The following is an 18,839-nucleotide window of genomic DNA, read 5'->3' as shown; positions in this document are numbered from 1 at the left end:
ATTTGTTTAATCGTATAAAGAGCACATTTTTTTTAAAACAAATAAACGATTAAGCGATTACACTTTTATGCTAACAATAATAGACAAATACATTCTGAAAAGATACTTAGCCACTTTTTCGGCTATGTTGTTGATGTTTGTACCTATCGGGATTATTATTGACGTTTCGGAGAAAATCAATTTCATGATTGAGAATAAGATTCCCTTTCTTGATATTGCAGTTTACTATTACAATTTTACAATCTATTTTGCCAATAATTTATTCCCTATATTTCTGTTTTTGTCCATTATTTGGTTTACTTCCAAGTTGGCTAACAATACAGAAATTATTGCCATACTAAGTTCGGGGATTTCTTTCACCCGATTTTTAAGGCCCTTTATTATTGGGGCTACAATTGTCTCTTTAGTTGTTTTATTCTTGGGTTTTTCTATTGTTCCTGCTGCCAATGAAGGCTTTAATAATTTTAGGTATACCTACCTTAGAACGGGCGGAAAAGAGCAAATGCGAGGAGACAATACGGATGTATATAGACAAATTAATGACAAGGAGTTTTTGTATGTTAATAGTTTCAATACCGCATCAAAAGTGGCTTTTAATTTTGCGTTAGAAAAATTCGAAAAAGAAAAATTGGTTTCTAAAATTACGGCTAGCCGAATAAAATGGAATCCCAAAGATAAAACCTACACGATGTATGATTATACAAAGAGGACTGTAGGAGAATTAGGGGATAAAATTGAAAAACAACCAGAAAAGAAGGCGAAATTCAGTTTTGAGCTGGATGACCTAACACCTGTTATTTATATTGCTGAAACCTTGCGTATAGATAAGCTAAATAGTTTTATTGATAAAGAAAGAAAAAGAGGATCATCCAATATAAATATATATATGGTGGTATTTTATAAAAAGTTCAGCGTTCCTATATCAGCATTTATTTTGACCATTATTGCGGTTTCAGTTTCTTCCATGAAACGTCGAGGTGGAATGGGGATGAACTTAACTATAGGAATTTCAATTGCTTTTTCTTTTGTGTTTTTTGATAAGATATTTGGAGTACTAGCAGAGAAGTCTACTTTCTCTCCTTTCTTGGCGGTTTGGTTTCCTAATATTGTTTTCGGAATTTTAGCTATATTTTTATTACGCAATGCAAAACGATAAATTTAAAAGTTATTTAAATCTTCATTTAATCGTTTTTATCTGGGGTTTTACGGCTATTTTGGGGGCTTTAATAACCATCACTGCTGATGCTATCGTTTGGTACCGCATGTTAATGGCAGGAGTGTTTTTAGCATTGTTTATTGTTTTCAAGAAAAAATCATTCAAAATACCAACAACTGCTTTTCTTAAACTTGTTTTTGTAGGACTCTTGATTGCACTACATTGGGTCACTTTTTTTCATGCTATCCATGTTTCTAATGTTTCCATAACACTATCTGTTTTTTCATTAGGAGCTTTTTTTGCCTCTCTATTAGAACCTCTTTTTTATGGTAGGAAAGTATTGTGGTACGAAGTTTTATTCGGACTCATAATCATTGCGGGACTTGGCATGATTATGAAAGTAGAGGTTAATTATTTTGAAGGGATGATTTTTGCACTTATTTCCATTTTACTAGGAGTACTGTTTACTTTAATGAATGGAAAATTAATTCATAAACACGATCCATCAGTTATTTCTTTCTACGAATTTATGGCTGGTGTTTTCTTTATTTCTATTTACTTTATTTATGAAAATAAATTCTCAACAGACTTCTTTATACTAACAACTCATAATTGGATGCTTATTTTACTTCTGGCTTCCATTTGTACGGCTTATGCTTTTACAGCTTCGGTGAAAGTGATGGAAAAGCTAAGCCCTTATACGGTGATGCTTACTACCAATCTAGAGCCCGTTTATGGAATTGTTTTAGCCTATTTTATTATTGGTGGAAAAGAGAAAATGAGTACTTCTTTTTATATAGGAGCTGTGATAATTATATTGACAGTAATCCTGAACGGTATTATTAAACACAGGAAGAAAGAGATTGTATAATTGCCATATAATCATTATGTTGGTTAGAATTAATCTTTTTTTTCAGTTAATACCTTCAGCTTGTAATTAGCTTTTTTTTAACAGCCCCAAACAAATTAAATGTGATACCTTTGCAAAGTTTTACTAATTAAAAAACAAGGAATGCAAAAACACCTGCGATTAAACGAATACAAAGTCTTATTTTTTAGACTGTCTCTTGCTTATCTTTTTTACTTCATTGCGCGAGTTTTATTTTACGTTTATAATGCCGATTTATTACGAGTAGAATCCTTTTCTGACTTTATATCCTTGTGTTATTATGGACTGTCATTTGATACGACAGCGATCTTATATGTCAATTTACTTTTTATAGTTGTATCGATTATTCCGGTATTTAAAAACACTAATAATGGATACCAAAGGTTTTTGTTTTATCTTTATTTTGGAACCAACTTGCTGGCTTATTCAACTAATTTCGTAGATTTTATTTACTATAAATTTACTTATGCGCGCTCTACAACTGCTGCTTTAAGTGTATTAGAGCACGAAACGAATAAGGCTACTTTGTTTTCTAATTTTTTATTGGAGTATTGGCATGTGTGGTTATTATTCATTTTATGTGCTGCATTATGGGTTTATTTGTATAAAAAAGTAACCGTACTTGCTTTTAAACCTACGAAATACATTCCTTATTTTAGTTTCTCCACCGTTGCCTTTTTATTGATTGTTCTTTTTGTAATTGGGGGAATTCGTGGTGGTGACTTTAAAAAATCAACCCGCCCAATCAATCTTTTAGATGCCAGTCGTCATGTCAAAAACATTGTACATTCAGATATTGTTTTAAATACACCTTTTGCTATTTTCAGGACTTTGTTTACTAATGGATTTGCTAAAACGCATTACCAAGGAGTTACAGAGAAAGTAATTCTAGAAGAAGTAAAACCGATCAAAGAGTATCATAATAATCCAAAAACAAAACCGAATGTGGTTGTTTTTATATTGGAAAGTTATGGAAGAGAATATATAGGAGCATTTAATAAAAACACAAATATTCCTAATTATAAAAGTCATGCGCCGTTCTTAGACTCCTTGTCACAGCACAGTATGATTTATACCAATGCCTACGCAAATGGAAGGCAATCTATTCACGGAATGTCATCGGTTTTGGCTGGGATACCTTCGTTTAAAGATGCGTTTACGTCTTCCCCTTATCCAAAGCAAAAAATAGAATCACTCGTTTCTGTTTTGAAAGGAGAAGGATATGATACTTCATTTTTTCATGGGGCTGCCAATGGTTCTATGGGATTTTTAGGTTTTAGTAACATTCTAGGTATCGATCATTATTATGGAAGAACAGAGTTCAACGACGATTCTCAATTTGATGGTTTTTGGGGAATTTGGGACGAACCTTTCTTACAGTATATGAAGAATACGTTGGACAAAAAGAAAACTCCTTTTTTCGCCTCCGTTTTTACAGTTAGTTCACACGAACCATATATTATTCCTGACAAATACAAAGACCGTTTTCATGAAGGAGGAGTGCCCATTCATAAATGTGCAGAATATACTGATTTTGCCTTGAAACGTTTTTTTACAGAAGCCAAAAAACAACCTTGGTTTTCCAATACGATTTTTGTTTTGGTCGCTGATCATTGCAACCAGATTTATTATGATGAATATCATAAACCTATTAATCGTTATGCTGTCCCAATAATCATTTACAAACCAGGAAGTGATTTAGTAGGTGTAGATACTGATTTAGCGCAACAAATCGATATTTATCCGACTATAATTGATATGATTGGCTATGATAAACCATTTAGGAGTTGGGGTAGGAGTTTATTAGATAAAAAATCAAGTGCTCCTTTTGTATTAAATTCTACGGGCAGTATTTATCAATTTTCAAGAGGGAATTACATCTGTACTTTTGACGGGAAAAACGCACTAGGGTTTTATGATAAGGACGATAAAGCATTGAAACATAATTTAATTAAAAATAGAAATGCAGAGATGGATGATATTGAATTAAATTGTAAAGCTTTTATTCAAGATTATATGAATAGAGTAATTGATAAAAATTTATATTCAAAGTAACTACTGTTTTTTTTAATTGAATCTAATAGCATTGATTTTCAACGATTAATGATTCGAAATTAAAATTTAGCAAATAATTGAACCCAAGTTTAATACCGAATTTCCTTTTTTTTGAATTAGTATTTAAGAGTTTTTAGGACTTAATTCAAAAATAAAAGGGTGCAAACGATTTAATATTTTATATTTGCAGTTCGAATAAAAAACAAAAACGCACAAATCCTATGGAATATTTAGATTTTGAGCTTCCAATAAAAGAACTAGAAGATCAGTTAGAAAAGTGTCAAGTTATTGGTCAAGAATCAGATGTTGATGTTACAACCACATGTAAGCAAATCAGCAAGAAATTGATAGAAACCAAAAAGAATATTTATAAAAACTTAACTGCTTGGCAACGTGTACAGTTATCAAGGCACCCAAGTAGACCTTATACTTTAGATCATATCAAAGCACTTTGTGGTGATACATTTTTAGAGCTTCACGGGGATAGAGGTTTTGCTGATGATAAAGCGATGATTGGTGGTTTAGGAAAAATTGGAGGACAATCTTTTATGATAGTTGGTCAACAAAAAGGGTACAATACAAAAACACGTCAATATAGAAATTTTGGGATGGCAAATCCTGAAGGCTATCGCAAAGCATTGCGATTGATGAAAATGGCGGAAAAGTTTGGTATACCTGTTTTAACGCTTATTGATACTCCGGGTGCTTATCCAGGACTAGAAGCGGAAGAACGTGGACAAGGAGAAGCTATTGCTAGAAACATTTTTGAAATGGTTCGTCTTAAAGTGCCTATTGTTACCATTATTGTTGGAGAAGGTGCTTCAGGTGGTGCATTAGGAATCGGAGTTGGAGACCGTGTTTATATGTTAGAAAACACATGGTATTCTGTTATTTCTCCAGAATCGTGCTCTTCTATTTTATGGAAAAGTTGGGAGTACAAAGAACAAGCTGCTGAAGCTTTGAAATTGACTTCTTCTGATATGAAAAGACAAAAATTGATTGATGACATTATTCCAGAACCATTAGGAGGAGCTCATTATGATAGAGAGACTACATTTAAAACTGTAGAAGAATATATCTTAAAAGGATATAATGAGTTGAAAGACTTATCAACAGAAAAGTTAATCGCTCAGAGAATGGACAAATACAGTAAAATGGGTGAATATAAAGAGTAAAATCTTACAAATTACTATTTAATCCGAAGCCCTACAGTTTCGGATTTTTTTTTGGTTATAAACAAAAATGAGTAAGTTATGAACATTTATTTGTAATAACTCTACTGCAATATTTTTTAAAATTACGTTACTTTCGCTACATGGAAAACTTCAAAAACATAAACCCAATTAAGGTTGATAAAACAACAATTATTAGCCTGGAGAAAGGGAAATTGCCCCCACAAGTTTTAGAACTAGAAGAGGCTGTACTTGGAGCGATGATGATTGATAAAAAAGGAGTTGATGATGTAATTGATATTTTACAGCCTGATGCTTTTTATAAAGAGGCCCACAAACATATTTTTGAGGCTATTGTGCAACTATTTACAGATACGCAACCAATTGACTTGTTGACCGTTTCTGCTCAATTAAAGAAAAACGCAAAGTTAGATTTAGCTGGTGGTGATTTTTACTTAATTCAGCTTACGCAAAAGATTTCCTCATCAGCACATATTGAATTTCACTCTCGAATTATTCTTCAAAAGTTTATTCAGCGAAGTTTGATTCGTATTTCATCGGAAATTATCGAGGATTCGTATGATGACTCAGCGGATGTTTTTGATTTGTTAGATAAAGCCGAATCTAAATTATACGAAGTAACCCAAGGAAATATTAAACGAAGCTCTGAAACAGCACAAAGTTTAGTATTACAAGCTAAAAAACGTATTGAAGAAATCGCTGGACAGGAAGGATTGAGTGGTGTGGCAACTGGTTTTGAAAAACTGGATAAAATTACATCAGGATGGCAACCTAGTGATTTAATTATTATTGCGGCCAGACCTGCAATGGGAAAAACAGCTTTCGTATTATCGATGGCTAGAAACATGGCAATTGATTATGGAATGCCAGTGGCGTTGTTCTCTCTTGAGATGGCGTCAGTTCAGTTAATTACTCGTTTAATTTCCTCAGAGACTGGTTTGTCATCAGAAAAATTACGTACTGGTAAATTAGAAAAACACGAATGGGAACAGCTAAGTACTAAGGTTAAAAACTTAGAAAAAGCCCCTTTATTTATTGATGATACGCCATCGCTTTCTATTTTTGATTTAAGAGCAAAGGCAAGACGTTTGGTTTCACAACATGGAATCCGAATTATAATTGTCGATTATTTGCAGTTAATGACTGCTGGAGGAAATGGTAAAGGTGGTGGAAACCGTGAACAAGAAATCTCAACAATTTCCCGAAACTTAAAAGCACTAGCAAAAGAATTAAATGTGCCGGTAATAGCACTATCTCAGTTATCACGTGCTGTAGAGACGCGTGGATCTAGTAAAAGACCACTGCTTTCTGACCTTCGTGAATCGGGAGCGATTGAGCAAGATGCGGATATCGTTTCGTTTTTATATCGCCCTGAATATTATAAAATTGATGAATGGGATGATGATGAAGCTTCACCAACGGCTGGTCAAGCAGAAATAATGATAGCAAAACACCGTAATGGTAGTATTGAAAACGTTCGTTTGAAGTTTATAGGACACTTAGGTAAGTTTGATAATCTAGAAGACCACAGCGGTAGTTATGATGATCTTCCTTCGTCAATGAATCAAGAAGATAATCCTTTTATAACTAAAAACCTTCCTTCGGCACATGAAGCTTTTGGTAGTAATTTGAATGATGACGATGATGATAGTGATATGCCATTTTAGTAAAACAAGAAAGCCTTTATTGGGCTTTTTTTATTTCTAGTATAATAAAAAGCCCTAATTTTAATGTTGAAATTAAAAAGCTAGTATTTTCGTTTTTATAGTATTTTAATATTGAATTGTTTTTTTAGAACATAAAAATTATTCATTTTTGGTACTAATTTAAAGCCAGTTACTGGAATTTATGAAGATAGAATAACTATTGGAGTAGCTAGTGCATTAGCAATGGAGAGTATCTATGACTTCTCTTCAGCTTGTGATTGTAAAAGTCCAATGTATACATAATTTAAATGCTGACAACTTTAGTTAATATAGGGAATATACTTTTATTTTTAAATTTAGTTTTATTTGTAAAATGCTTTTCGGGACAAGGAAAACCATTTACAATTTTCACTTTTTATTTAGCGCTTATGTTTTTAATACAAATGAGCTCTAGTATGATGTCTAGATTTGGAATTAATAATCTTTATTTATCTCATTTTTATTTTATTGGACAATTTTTTGTGTTAGGCCTTTTTTATGGCACAATTTTTAAAACTAAAAAACTAAAAAAAGATACATTAGCAATTGGAATAATTGGTTTGGCTATTATTGGAGTTGAATATATTTTTGATCCTAGTCAGTTTTTTAAATTTAATATTTTCGAAATTTTTATAACTTCACTATTAGTTATGATATTTGCAGTTATACATTTGTATAATATGCTCTCTGAAAAAAAAGAGTTTTATTATATTAATTGGGGAATAATTATTTATCTATTTGGTAGCACCATACTATTTATCACAGGAAATTTAATTGTTACTTTAAACCGTGAGTACACTAAATTGCCATGGATATTAAATGCTTTTTTGTATATAATTTACCAATTGTTTATTACATATGAATGGTATAGCAATTTTTCTAAAAGAACAGTTCAGTAAAAAACAAAAAACTTCCCTCAGTAAATGAATTATTTCTAGTAAATAAAAATGCGACAGCGATAATCAAAACACCTTTTTTTTGTAAAACGATAAAACTTAATTTATTTTTTTTCGCAATAAAAAGTACTATTTTTTATGTTAAAATTGTAAAAAATAGTACTTTAGCTCTATAGTATTTTACTATAGAGTATTCGTTTTTATTAATTAAAAAAATAAAGATTAAATGGCAAAGGAAACTATATTAGAAAAATTATCAGAAAAAGTGGGTGTTACAATTAATGCGATTCCATTAAAAACAGCTCAAAAATGGGCAAAACGCTGGACCCAAAGGGAAGGTAAATACAATAAGCATCATGAATTAAACGCTTTTTTAATTCCTGCTGTTGATTTAAAAGAATTGTTGAATGAAGGTGGTACACATGTTAGAGCTTATATTGGTGTTCAAAAAGTGAAGCCTGAACAAGAAGGGGAGCAACCTACTTATGTTGAAAAATTAATGTTTGTAGGAACAGAATATAATCCAGAAACTGGTATTTATGAAGATCTGATCACTACTCCAGGACCTGATGGAAATCTTCAATCTGCTCCAGATGACATATATGATTTTACAAAGCCGTGCCCTCCTTATGATGATCCTAAGAGCCCTTTAGCAGTCTAATTATGGGATATATTTGGGATTTATTGGCTAATATGGGTTGTCTTTTTTTATTTGTAAACTTGCTTTTATTTAGTTTAAAGTTTAGAGGTAACGGCAAGGCTTATAAAATATTTACTGTTTATCTTTTAGTTGTTTTAGCAGTTCAATTGCCTTCTTTCTTTTTAAAAAGTTTACATATTAATAATCTTTTTTTATCTCATTTTTATTTTTTAGGACAATTTATATTTTTAGGCCTGTTTTATAAATCCCTTTTTACAAATCTCTTACAAAAGAAAATTATAAATATCGGTTTTGTATGTTGCTTTATTATTTTAGGAATTCAATATAGTTTAGATACTAGTTTAGTGTTTAAATTTAATTTATTCGAAATATTTTTGACATCATTCTTATTGATTATCTATAGCGTGTTTCATTTTTATAATATGCTAAGCGATAAAAAGGAGTTTTATTATATCAATATTGGAATTATGCTCTATTTATTTGGAAGTACAATACTATTTTTTGTAGGGAATCTTACTGCTTTAATGAGTGCTGAAATGAGTAAAATAACTTGGGTTACTAATGCTCTTTTATATGTTGTTTATCAGTTGTTTATTGTATTCGAGTGGTATAAAAGTTTTTCAAAAAAAACAATTCAATTAGGAAAATGAAAACAAGTCCAGTTTATGAGAAGGAAATAGTTTCGATTATTTTATATACCTCTATTTTTTTTATCATTTTAGCTTTAGTGTTAATTTTGTTTTTCTATTATTCTAGAAAGAAGATTATTCAAAAGGAAATAGAGAAGAAGGATTTAGAAATTCAGCACCAACGAGATCAATTACGTGCTGTAATTATAACTCAAGAGGAAGAACGGAAACGGATAGCTCAAGATTTGCATGATGATATTAGCTCGAAGCTTAATATTGTTTCTTTAAATAGTCATTTGTTAAAAACCCCAAATTTAACAGTAGATGAATCAGAAGAGATTACGGCTAATATTATAAATCTTACAGCCAAAGCTCTAGAGAATACAAGAAGGATTGCTCATGATTTATTACCACCAGTTTTAGATAAGTTTGGTCTGCATGCTGGTATTGAAGAATTATGTTCTGAGTTCAATAGTAGTAAGCATGTTCAGGTTAATTATGTTAACGAGGTATTGTTTGACATGAGTGATAATGATAAGCATCTTCATGTTTTTAGAATATTACAAGAGTTGATGAATAATTCTTTGCGCCATGGAAAAGCTACAATTATAGATATCTTATTTGAAGAAAAGAATGGGAAAATAATTTGTTGCTATTCGGATAATGGTTTAGGATTTGAAATGAAAGACAAGAAAAATCAAAGCGGACTTGGGATGAAAAACATTCAAAGTAGAATTGATTTTTTAAATGGTACTATTATAATTGATTCAGCTATTAATAAGGGAGTCAAAGTAGTTGTAAATTTTTAAATTATGAATAGAAATATTAAACTAATTTTAGTTGATGATGAAGTTTTATTCAGAAAAGGAATTTCTTTTTTATTGGATAGAGAAGAAAATATAAAAGTGATTCATGAAGCATCAAATGGAATGGAACTTTTGTCTTTTTTAGAGGAAAGCAAGATTCATCCCGATATCATTATAATGGATTTAAAAATGCCTTTATTAAATGGTGTTGAAGCCACTAAAGTAATTCATAAAGAATACCCAAAAATTAAAATAATTGCTTTATCCAGTTACCGTTCTAAATCATTTGTTGCTAATCTAATGCATGTGGGAGCAGTATCTTATTTAATAAAGAATACTACTCCAAAAGAATTATTGAAGACCATTCATGAAGTCAACATCAAAGGGTTTTATTATGATGATTATGTGATGAAAGTAATCAAAGACATTGCGTTAAGTGATAGTATTACTAATAAAGAATTAAAGTCTAATTATTTAACAAGTCGTGAAGTTGAAGTACTACAACTGATATGTGAACAAAAAACTACTTCAGAAATAGCCGAATTACTTTTTATTAGTCCAAGAACTGTTGATGGACATCGTAACAATTTATTGCTTAAAACAGAATCTAAAAATATAGCTGGTTTAGTTTTTTTTGCGATTCAAAATAAAATAGTTTTATTGTATGATTGAGTAAGAATCTATTTAAAATTTAAGCATTTAGATATTTTATCGCCAAAATAAAATATAAGATAATAGTCATTACTAATAAACACAAACCTCCTTTTTTTAAAAAGAATAATGCTCTATATTGCTTATTGTTCTTATAATCTTCCATTTGCCCTTTTTTTATTATTAAATATATCCAAATTTATTAATAATGTTTTATCCATTTATGCGTATTAATACCCGTTTTGTAATTGAAATATTTATTGATAAAAATGGGTACTAGAATCTTTAAATAAAATACCTTTATACTCTATTCAATATTTTCATAATGATTTCTAAAAAAGTTTTATTTATCCTATTTTTTCTACTTTCATTTGCTTCAAAAGCTTCCTTTATTTTGTTGCCAATGGACGAAAATACACAACAGAATCATCTAAAAGCGTATGGAGTCACTTTTTGGTGTTTAGAAAAAAGCTACAAAGCGAGTTGGTTACTTAATTACCGTGGCGGATCTTTTTTATTACCGGATGCGTTAGAGATACGTAAAGAATGTCAGATTCGAGGAGTAAGTTTTGAAGTATTAACTGATGCTGAGGAATCTAGAATACTAGATGAAATTGCGAGCCCATCTCAAAATATGGAAACCGTTATTCTTGAAAAAGCACCAAGAATTGCAGTTTATACTCCCAAAGGGAAGCAACCTTGGGATGATGCTGTCACACTTGTTTTGACGTATGCCGAAATTCCTTTTACTCCCATTTATGATGAAGAAGTTTTAAATGACCAATTAGTATTATATGATTGGTTGCATTTGCATCATGAAGATTTTACAGGCCAATATGGGAAATTTTTTGGAGCCTATAGAAATGCACCGTGGTACATTGAACAAAAAAAAGAAGCAGAAGAGTTAGCAACCAAGTTAGGATATGCAAAAGTATCTCAAGAAAAAGGAGCTGTAGCCAAAAAAATTAGAGACTTTGTAATAGGTGGTGGATTCATGTTTGCCATGTGTTCCGCAACAGATAGTTTTGATATTGCTTTAGCAGCAGATGGAGTTGATATATGTGAGCCCATGTTTGACGGTGATGATAGTGAAGCCAATTATCAAGCTAAAATGAATTATGATAATTCTTTTGCATTTAAAGATTTTATATTAGAGAGAAAACCAGATAAATATGAGTTCTCCGATATTGATATGACGGAAAAAAGAAGAGTTCCTATGGAAAAGGATTATTTTACATTAATGGAGTTTTCCGCTAAATGGGACCCAATTCCCACAATGTTATGCCAAAATCATACACAGTTAGTAAAAGGATTTATGGGGCAAACAACCTCTTTTGATTCTGACCTTATAAAATCTAATGTTTTAAAAATGGGTGTTTGCGAACTGAATGGAGAAGCAAGGTATATTCATGGTGAAAAAGGAAAAGGAATGTTTACTTTTTATGGTGGTCATGATCCTGAAGATTTTCAACATCGAGTAGGTGATTCACCAACAGTTTTGGATTTACACATGAATTCTCCAGGGTATCGATTGATTTTGAATAATGTATTATTTCCCGCAGCAAGAAAGAAAAAACAAAAAACCTAGAGCTATAGATTTCATATTTAATGCAATTTTATTGAACGAATGAATTATTCAAAAATACTACAAGAAATACAACAGGATTTACTTGAATATCCAACTACTGGAAATGTTACCACAACAATTCCAGAATTAGCGAAGGTGAATCCCAATAAATTTGGCATCCATCTCACAACAATTGATGGAGAAGATTTTGGTATTGGAGACAGTGAAGAGCAATTTTCTATTCAAAGTATATCAAAAGCACTGACTGTTGCATTAGCTTTTTCTTTTTTGGATGAAAAAATTTGGAAAAGAGTGGGTGTAGAACCATCAGGTACTGCTTTTAATTCGTTAATTCAATTAGAATATGAAAAAGGAATTCCAAGAAATCCATTTATAAATTCGGGAGCAATTGTAATAGCTGATATGTTGGTATCCTGTTTAAAAAATCCTAAAGATGACTTTTTGAGTTTTATTCGAATGATTTCTGGAAGTCCATCGATTAATTATAATTTTGCTGTAGCACAGTCCGAAAAGGATACCCGTTTTAGAAATGCAGCTTTGGCTAATTTTTTAAAATCATTTGGTAATATTGATAATGATGTTGATGAAGTTTTAGATTTTTATTTCCATCAATGCTCCATAGAGATGACTTGTAAAGAGCTGGCTCATTCTTTTTTCTTTTTTGCCAATGAAGGGAAAACAAAGGATGGAAAACAAATTTTGACAAAAAGCCAAGTAAAACGTCTGAATGCTTTAATGCAAACTTGTGGATTTTATGATGAGTCAGGTGAGTTTACCTATAAAGTGGGATTGCCTGGCAAGAGTGGAATAGGTGGAGGAATTGTAGCTTTATTTCCTAAGGTATTTGTAGTGGCTACTTGGTCACCAAAATTGAATAAAAAAGGAAATTCTGAATTAGGGATGCATGCATTAGAGTCTTTGACTACTAAAACAGGTATGTCTGTATTTTAATAGAATCAATTTAAAGTGAATTGAAACCAAATTGGAATGTGATCTGAAATTTTTCTAGCTTCTTTTAATGAGTTAAAATTTTTATAAAAAAGGAGTACTCCAGAATTTATAAAGTTGATTTTGGATGTTTTGTAATACATATTGTCAAACTCTGATGCAAGACATTTGCTGTTTTTACATTCTTTTTTTAACGATGTTTTTTGATTGATAAAAATACTTTTATAACCCATTATTTTCAAAGGATTAAAAACAGAATGAGATTGTGGGCAATTAAAATCTCCTGCAAATATTAAATTTAAATTGGGATATTCTTCAGGTATAAATTTAAAATGTTTAATCTCTCTTTCTGGTTGTTTACTTTTTGTTATGGCATGAAAATTTACTACAGTAAATTGCTTATTATCACATTCAAATGTGCAATAATAAGGTTCTCTATCAATCTCTAGTGCAAATTGTTTCTCAAGCCAAGCTCTTCCGATTTTTTTTAGTTTGCTAGTTTTCCATATGTAAGCGTATCGTTCTGTTTTATAAGCACTGCTACTTGTAGGGTTACTAATAACATAATCCCATTTAGCCCCTTTGCGATTAAGAACATCAACTAATTGAGCAACGGCTTGAGCTCCACCATAGCCAGCGACTACTTCTTGAATGGCTATAATATCATAATCTTGAACGGTTTGTGCCATAAAGGCAATTTCAGAAGTGGATTTTGATTTCCCTAAATTTTCAATATTCCAGGAAACTAGCTTGGTTTGTGAATAGAGTAAAGAACAAAAAAAAAGAAGGAATACCAATACGATATTTTTCATTTGTAAAAAGGGAAAATAGGGTTTAAATATAGTGCAACTTACTGAAATTTTTTATAAATAGTTAGAAACAGCTCGGTTTTAATCCATTTTAAGTTTGTATTTGAATCCTTCAATATCTGTTGCTATTATTTTTTTTCGGTTTAATATCTCAAATACTATTTCTGTTTCATGTCCTTTATTGTCAATTAAAATTCCAATACCATTTTCACCTTCTACAGTGATATGACCTTGAACATTATTTCCATCTTCATCTGTACCGCAAACATGATCTTTATATTTTAAGGGAATAGAAATTAGGTTCTTTTTTATTTTTTTATTTTCCGAATCACTTTTTTTGATAACTATTTGCTTGTCATTTTGGTCTTTTATTTTTTGTTCGCATCCGCCAATAGTTATTGATAAGCATATGATTAGTAGTCGAAATGTTTCAATTTTGGAAATCATGGTGGTATTTTTTTGTAAAATTAATTTATAAAAAAATCGATTCCTTACGGGAAACCTCATTTTGGATTTTTTTTTAAACTTTAACAAACAATTTTCACCAGTTTCATTTTTATTTGAATAAATCGTTCTACCTGTTTTGTAGTTAATGCACTTTGGATTTGTGCTTTGTACAGTTTTTCAGCGATAATTTCAGATTTGATTTTCATATAAGGATATATTGATAAAGAAATAGTATTCCCTGTCAATGACTTCTTATAATGCTTGATGTATTTTTTAGTGTAATTATTATAATCTTCTAGGTATTTGTCCCATTCACTGTTTTTTGGAGGTTTGCTCTTTTTTATTGTGAAATCTATTAAAAAAGGAGTGTCTTTGTTTTCCATTTTTGACTGAATGCTTTAAATTAATTCAAAACTACAACCTGTAAAAGTCTCTTCCTTGAGGGAAACCGTAAAGTAGAAAGAAAAATAATTTAGTTTATACGAGGCCTAAATCTTTAGCAATGGCAATGAGGTGTACATTGTTATTGGCTTTGAAGTATATTTTTAATTTATTGATTCTCTTCTCAATACTGCTGGAACCATTTGGGGAAATGCTAGCTGCTTTAAATTCAATACCTATTTCATCGAGAGTTTGTCCTTTGGATAAAAATTTCAATAAATAAATATCATATGCCTCAATTTCTATTAAAGATTTATCTCTTAAAGCATATGATAATTCAGATGATATGATTTTTTCTTCATTTTGGTAAATACTACGAATGGCTTTTTGGAGTTCGGGTATACTGTTTCGTCCTTTTGATATATACGCATTAATTCCCAAGTCATTAAATAATGATTTTATGCGGTATGTTTTGTCTTCAATTGAAAACACGATTGTTTTAATTTCTGGCTGAATCTTCTTAACGGCTTCTATAAGTTCATCTCCAGAATTTAATATATTTTCTCTATGATCAATTTTAAACGATAAATCACTTATTAATAAATCGTATGGGAGATCGTCATGTAATGCTTTTTTTATTTTCAATAAAGCATCATCACAATATTTTGCATGGTGAATTTCAGAAATCGAAAGTTCTTCCAAAGCTTGTACAATGGCGATACTGATACTATCTAAATCTTCAGCAATTAAAATTTTTTTGAACATAGTTTCATTATTTATATTGGAAAAGTAATCTTTACTTTGAATCCTTTTTCGGATTTAGTGTCAAAAGTAATTGTTCCTTTGATAGCTAGAATACGGTTTTCCACATTGTGGAGTCCATTTTTTATATTTATTTTTTCAAAATTGGCTCCAATACCATTATCAGTGTAATCAAAATAGATAATATTTTTATTTATTTTAAAGGAGAGAACTACTAAGCTGCTTTTACTATGTTTTTTCATGTTAACTAAGAGTTCCTGTATTACACGATAAACCGTTATTTTTTTAGTGTTTTCTATAGATGACCAGTTGATGGATTCTAATTCATTTATTAAAATAGTTGTTGTGTATGAGTTATAACCTGACATCATCTCTTTTAAATTAGGTATGAAATGAATTCCAGTTTCTATAGTACTATTTTCTTTAGAAATATTTCGAGTTCTAGAATATATAGTATCTAAGTTGTTGAGTAAGGTTTCTTTGTTGTTTGGCAAAACAAGGTCTTGCGTTTCGGCAAATGCCATTGTTTGAAATACATCATTGGCTAGTTCGTCATGTAATTTTTTTGATATTCTAGTTTCGGTATTGTATGTTGCCTCAATTTGTATGCGTTTATTTCTATTTCGAAAGTAAGTTACGATAAAGAATATCCCTATTAATAAAAGGCTAATTCCAAAATAAGAAAGGTATTTTTGATTTTTTTCTCTTTCAAGGTGTAAATCAGATTCAGCTTTTTGTGCAATAAGACTAAGATTTTCAGCTCTATTTTTATCAGTATCAAATTTAATTTTCACAAATTGATTTTTTGCATTATTACGAACTTTAATAATACTATCATTTAAAGCTATAAAGTCAACTGCTAATTGGTTTGATTTTTCATCAAAATTTGTGGTAATTAAAAAAGAAAGCGATTTTAGTCTAGAATCGATATTGTGAATCTTTCTCGAAGTATGATACGCATTTAGAGCATATTCATTTGCTATTTGTGGTTGGTTTTTTTGATAATATTCTGCAAGATGTAAATTGCTTCCTATTATTCCATAAAAATCATTGTTCTTTTTTCTAATGGATAAAGCTTCTAACATCATAGGCAACCCTTTTTGAATTTGATTTTCTTTAAAATAGGAAAAGCCTAAATTGTCTACTATTTTAGCTTTTCTAATTTCATTGCTTTTAAGAATTTTTAATTGTAATAAAGGTTCTAGTAATTGTATGGATTTAGTATATTTCTTTTGATCTATATAAATGTTGGCTTTATTATTAATCAATATAATTTGAGCTATAGTATCTGTCGTGCTCGTTTTAGCTTTATCATAATAATATATTGCATCTTCATAATTGGAGAGTTCTTTTGAAGAGATACCAAGTAAGTTATAGGTTGCAGATTCATATAATGACCCTTTTTGTATAAATGGTAATGCTTCAATTAGGTTTTTTTCGCTTCCCATATAGTCACTTAAAACTTGCTGCATTGTTGCCATCTGAATCAAATTAAAAGCAATTTTCGAACTGTCTTTTTCTAATTCGTAATTAATTTTGGATCGGTTGTAGTAATAGTAAGCACTATCAAAAACCTGTTTTGAATTAAAATCTTCAGCTTTGTCTAATAGCGCTCTTGCAAAAATGCTATTACTTTTTTTTGTTTTTTCTGTTTTAGGATTTTTTTTGTTTTTTGAAATATTATCACAAGAATAGATAAAAAAGAGAAGTAGTAAAATAAAAATCGGGGAACGCAACATAATTGAAAGTTTCCCCGAAATTAGTAATTAATACTTAATTATTTTTATTATTTATTAAGGTTTAATTGGAATTACATCATCACCTGGACCATCGGCAAATATTTTTTGTTCAGAGGCATTAAGTGTTTTAACACTATCTTTCGCTCTTAAATCGTCTTTTTCTATGGCATCCGTTGTGCATGATATTGTTATCATACTCATAAATGTTAACACGGCTATAAGGACTGTTTTTTTCATAACTTTTAATTAAAATTTGACATAGGAATGGCTGTATGATATTTAAAATCATATTTTGTATTTGACCAATCATGTCATTTGGATTGATTGTTTAGCTCTTGTGGGAAGTGAAGTGTAGCGTAACAGTATAATCTTATTTATACTTCCCGAATAAACGAGCGATACTGTTTAGCGACACTTTTAAAAACTAGTTTTGTACATTTGTTTTAATTGCAGGTTAAAACAAGAACTAATTCTGAAGCAAAGAAATGCTGTCTTTGGTGGTCTGTTGGCAAAGAATTCCGATGATTCCAATAATTCCGAAGGTTTCTATCGCCTTCTGTTTAATTCCGATAAATGCTTATGAAGAAAATTACTTTTGAAGAATATAAAAGTGCTATTAAAGCACATTACAAAGTATCAAAATTGGAGGACGTTTCGGGAATTTTATTAAATCCTACACCTGCTCAATTGCGAAACTTGTGTTTAATGAAATTTGAAAATGGCTTGACTAGTGCTGATGAAAATATATTTAGTTTATTCTTCCATGTAAAAGAAGGACAAGACTTAAGAAAAGCAATAGATAAGTTTGATATTGGAAAATTCAAACCTATAATTTCATTTTTGAAAGCCGAAAAAGATTCGGATAATTCATCTAGGATTGAATTAGCAGCCATACTAGTTGATTTTTGCCCAAGGCCTTATAATAAGTATTTAAACTTGCAAAGTAGTAGTGAGGTAATTAAGCAAGGGGGTGCAACATTAGTTGAAAAGAAAAAGCTAGTTGCAGCTGGTTTTGGAATTGGTAAGGGATTAAGTAAGGAGAGTGGAGTAGTAGTGAATGGAAGCGTAAGAAAGAAAGTTACTATTTTTGTTGCAGTATTCTTATCGTTGTTTTTTATGGGGTATACTATAAAAGGAGTTTTTTTTCCAAATAAGGAGTGTATGCAGTGGATTGAAAATCATTATGAACCAGTGAGGTGTTCTGATGATAAATTAGGAATTGTTCATTCGGAAATAATTGTTCCCATTGATGGCAAAGTGATAGGTTTAGTGAAGTTAAATTCAAGTGGGGAGCATGAATTTTTTAAGAATGAAAAAGTGCTGATTTGGTATTATAAAAGAAATGGAGTTATTGAACTTTTTAATGGTCCTGGATTCCATCCAGAGACGGGAAAGTCTTTAAAACCGATTACAAATTATATTATTAAAAAATACAGTTTAAAATAAACTAAAAGTTGTAGGAATATTTATTTAGACTTTTTATGAAAAATACAAGGAGCGGGTGGCTTGCAGTTCATTTTATAAAAAAAAACCTTCTTGGTTTA

Annotated in this window: 19 protein-coding genes; 13 read left to right on the top strand and 6 right to left on the bottom strand. The window is 30.4% G+C overall.

The genetic code is table 11. From position 1 onward, the window contains the following. Positions 1-67: 67 nt before the first annotated feature. From AB3G39_RS14180 to AB3G39_RS14125, 12 genes are all read left to right on the top strand, one after another. The gene (locus AB3G39_RS14180) at positions 68-1,156 is read left to right on the top strand and encodes an LptF/LptG family permease (RefSeq protein WP_367757808.1); all 1,089 of its coding nucleotides are present in this window, start codon (positions 68-70) and stop codon (positions 1,154-1,156) included. Then, a complete protein-coding gene (locus AB3G39_RS14175; RefSeq protein WP_367757810.1) occupies positions 1,143-2,027 on the top strand; it encodes a DMT family transporter in 885 nt (294 codons plus the stop codon). Before AB3G39_RS14180 ends, AB3G39_RS14175 begins: the two co-directional genes overlap by 14 nt. A 141-nt stretch (positions 2,028-2,168) precedes the next feature. Continuing rightward, positions 2,169-4,100, top strand: coding sequence for an LTA synthase family protein (locus AB3G39_RS14170; RefSeq protein WP_369765508.1), 1,932 nt, complete (start codon positions 2,169-2,171; stop codon positions 4,098-4,100). A 221-nt stretch (positions 4,101-4,321) separates the two neighbouring features. Beyond that, positions 4,322-5,275, top strand: coding sequence for an acetyl-CoA carboxylase carboxyltransferase subunit alpha (locus AB3G39_RS14165; RefSeq protein ID WP_367768170.1), 954 nt, complete (start codon positions 4,322-4,324; stop codon positions 5,273-5,275). A 140-nt stretch (positions 5,276-5,415) separates the two neighbouring features. After that, on the top strand, positions 5,416-6,960 hold the full coding sequence (gene dnaB / locus AB3G39_RS14160; RefSeq protein ID WP_367757819.1) for a replicative DNA helicase: 1,545 nt from the start codon (positions 5,416-5,418) through the stop codon (positions 6,958-6,960). 407 nt (positions 6,961-7,367) lie between these two features. Beyond that, complete coding sequence (locus AB3G39_RS14155) at positions 7,368-7,877, top strand: hypothetical protein (RefSeq protein WP_367757821.1); 510 nt, start codon at positions 7,368-7,370, stop codon at positions 7,875-7,877. A 223-nt stretch (positions 7,878-8,100) separates the two neighbouring features. Beyond that, positions 8,101-8,535 (top strand): hypothetical protein, encoded by a 435-nt coding sequence (locus AB3G39_RS14150; protein WP_367757824.1) that lies wholly within the window; start codon positions 8,101-8,103, stop codon positions 8,533-8,535. A gap of 2 nt (positions 8,536-8,537) precedes the next feature. Further along, positions 8,538-9,185 carry a hypothetical protein gene (locus AB3G39_RS14145; protein WP_369753354.1) on the top strand — a complete coding sequence of 216 codons (648 nt, stop codon included), beginning with the start codon at positions 8,538-8,540 and terminating at the stop codon, positions 9,183-9,185. Further along, positions 9,182-9,973 (top strand): sensor histidine kinase, encoded by a 792-nt coding sequence (locus tag AB3G39_RS14140; RefSeq protein ID WP_369753355.1) that lies wholly within the window; start codon positions 9,182-9,184, stop codon positions 9,971-9,973. Before AB3G39_RS14145 ends, AB3G39_RS14140 begins: the two co-directional genes overlap by 4 nt. Positions 9,974-9,976: 3 nt before the next feature. Beyond that, the gene (locus AB3G39_RS14135; RefSeq protein WP_369765507.1) at positions 9,977-10,642 is read left to right on the top strand and encodes a response regulator; all 666 of its coding nucleotides are present in this window, start codon (positions 9,977-9,979) and stop codon (positions 10,640-10,642) included. Positions 10,643-10,946: 304 nt separating this feature from the next. Continuing rightward, positions 10,947-12,209, top strand: a complete 1,263-nt coding sequence (locus tag AB3G39_RS14130; protein WP_369765506.1) for an asparagine synthetase B — start codon at positions 10,947-10,949, stop codon at positions 12,207-12,209. 39 nt (positions 12,210-12,248) lie between these two features. Then, the gene (locus AB3G39_RS14125; protein WP_367768184.1) at positions 12,249-13,160 is read left to right on the top strand and encodes a glutaminase; all 912 of its coding nucleotides are present in this window, start codon (positions 12,249-12,251) and stop codon (positions 13,158-13,160) included. A gap of 5 nt (positions 13,161-13,165) precedes the next feature. Here the strand turns inward: AB3G39_RS14125 and AB3G39_RS14120 are convergent, their stop codons facing one another. The 6 genes from AB3G39_RS14120 to AB3G39_RS14095 form a co-directional block, all read right to left on the bottom strand. Next, positions 13,166-13,969: an endonuclease/exonuclease/phosphatase family protein gene (locus AB3G39_RS14120; RefSeq protein ID WP_367768187.1), complete on the bottom strand. Its 804-nt coding sequence runs from the start codon at positions 13,967-13,969 to the stop codon at positions 13,166-13,168. A gap of 78 nt (positions 13,970-14,047) precedes the next feature. Next, on the bottom strand, positions 14,048-14,413 hold the full coding sequence (locus AB3G39_RS14115; RefSeq protein WP_367768190.1) for a hypothetical protein: 366 nt from the start codon (positions 14,411-14,413) through the stop codon (positions 14,048-14,050). Positions 14,414-14,493: 80 nt separating this feature from the next. Beyond that, complete coding sequence (locus AB3G39_RS14110) at positions 14,494-14,796, bottom strand: hypothetical protein (protein ID WP_367768193.1); 303 nt, start codon at positions 14,794-14,796, stop codon at positions 14,494-14,496. A gap of 94 nt (positions 14,797-14,890) precedes the next feature. Then, a complete protein-coding gene (locus AB3G39_RS14105) occupies positions 14,891-15,559 on the bottom strand; it encodes a response regulator transcription factor (protein WP_367757845.1) in 669 nt (222 codons plus the stop codon). Positions 15,560-15,570: 11 nt separating this feature from the next. Further along, entirely contained in the window at positions 15,571-17,295 is a 1,725-nt protein-coding gene (locus AB3G39_RS14100) for a hypothetical protein (protein ID WP_367768196.1), read from the bottom strand. A gap of 54 nt (positions 17,296-17,349) precedes the next feature. Continuing rightward, positions 17,350-17,490 carry a hypothetical protein gene (locus AB3G39_RS14095; RefSeq protein ID WP_367768199.1) on the bottom strand — a complete coding sequence of 47 codons (141 nt, stop codon included), beginning with the start codon at positions 17,488-17,490 and terminating at the stop codon, positions 17,350-17,352. Positions 17,491-17,874: 384 nt separating this feature from the next. Here AB3G39_RS14095 and AB3G39_RS14090 point away from each other — a divergent pair, with 384 nt between their 5' ends. Continuing rightward, on the top strand, positions 17,875-18,741 hold the full coding sequence (locus AB3G39_RS14090; RefSeq protein ID WP_369765505.1) for a hypothetical protein: 867 nt from the start codon (positions 17,875-17,877) through the stop codon (positions 18,739-18,741). The last annotated feature ends 98 nt before the right edge of the window (positions 18,742-18,839 follow it).

Origin of the sequence: Flavobacterium sp. WC2416, from assembly GCF_041200095.1 — a bacterium.
Taxonomy (GTDB): domain Bacteria; phylum Bacteroidota; class Bacteroidia; order Flavobacteriales; family Flavobacteriaceae; genus Flavobacterium.
Note: the sequence above shows the minus strand (reverse complement) of the source record. Positions and strands in the feature narration are given on the sequence as shown.

Bases quoted from the DNA above. Each gene is read 5' to 3' on its own strand.
- AB3G39_RS14175 (WP_367757810.1), top strand. From the start codon at position 1,143: ATGCAAAACGATAAATTTAAAAGTTATTTAAATCTTCATTTAATCGTT.
- AB3G39_RS14120 (WP_367768187.1), bottom strand. From the start codon at position 13,969: ATGAAAAATATCGTATTGGTATTCCTTCTTTTTTTTTGTTCTTTACTC.
- AB3G39_RS14125 (WP_367768184.1), top strand. From the start codon at position 12,249: ATGAATTATTCAAAAATACTACAAGAAATACAACAGGATTTACTTGAA.
- AB3G39_RS14180 (WP_367757808.1), top strand. From the start codon at position 68: ATGCTAACAATAATAGACAAATACATTCTGAAAAGATACTTAGCCACT.
- AB3G39_RS14110 (WP_367768193.1), bottom strand. From the start codon at position 14,796: ATGGAAAACAAAGACACTCCTTTTTTAATAGATTTCACAATAAAAAAG.
- AB3G39_RS14155 (WP_367757821.1), top strand. From the start codon at position 7,368: ATGTTTTTAATACAAATGAGCTCTAGTATGATGTCTAGATTTGGAATT.
- AB3G39_RS14150 (WP_367757824.1), top strand. From the start codon at position 8,101: ATGGCAAAGGAAACTATATTAGAAAAATTATCAGAAAAAGTGGGTGTT.
- AB3G39_RS14165 (WP_367768170.1), top strand. From the start codon at position 4,322: ATGGAATATTTAGATTTTGAGCTTCCAATAAAAGAACTAGAAGATCAG.
- AB3G39_RS14170 (WP_369765508.1), top strand. From the start codon at position 2,169: ATGCAAAAACACCTGCGATTAAACGAATACAAAGTCTTATTTTTTAGA.
- AB3G39_RS14115 (WP_367768190.1), bottom strand. From the start codon at position 14,413: ATGATTTCCAAAATTGAAACATTTCGACTACTAATCATATGCTTATCA.
- AB3G39_RS14130 (WP_369765506.1), top strand. From the start codon at position 10,947: ATGATTTCTAAAAAAGTTTTATTTATCCTATTTTTTCTACTTTCATTT.
- AB3G39_RS14140 (WP_369753355.1), top strand. From the start codon at position 9,182: ATGAAAACAAGTCCAGTTTATGAGAAGGAAATAGTTTCGATTATTTTA.
- AB3G39_RS14090 (WP_369765505.1), top strand. From the start codon at position 17,875: ATGAAGAAAATTACTTTTGAAGAATATAAAAGTGCTATTAAAGCACAT.
- AB3G39_RS14105 (WP_367757845.1), bottom strand. From the start codon at position 15,559: ATGTTCAAAAAAATTTTAATTGCTGAAGATTTAGATAGTATCAGTATC.
- dnaB (WP_367757819.1), top strand. From the start codon at position 5,416: ATGGAAAACTTCAAAAACATAAACCCAATTAAGGTTGATAAAACAACA.
- AB3G39_RS14135 (WP_369765507.1), top strand. From the start codon at position 9,977: ATGAATAGAAATATTAAACTAATTTTAGTTGATGATGAAGTTTTATTC.
- AB3G39_RS14145 (WP_369753354.1), top strand. From the start codon at position 8,538: ATGGGATATATTTGGGATTTATTGGCTAATATGGGTTGTCTTTTTTTA.
- AB3G39_RS14095 (WP_367768199.1), bottom strand. From the start codon at position 17,490: ATGATAACAATATCATGCACAACGGATGCCATAGAAAAAGACGATTTA.
- AB3G39_RS14100 (WP_367768196.1), bottom strand. From the start codon at position 17,295: ATGTTGCGTTCCCCGATTTTTATTTTACTACTTCTCTTTTTTATCTAT.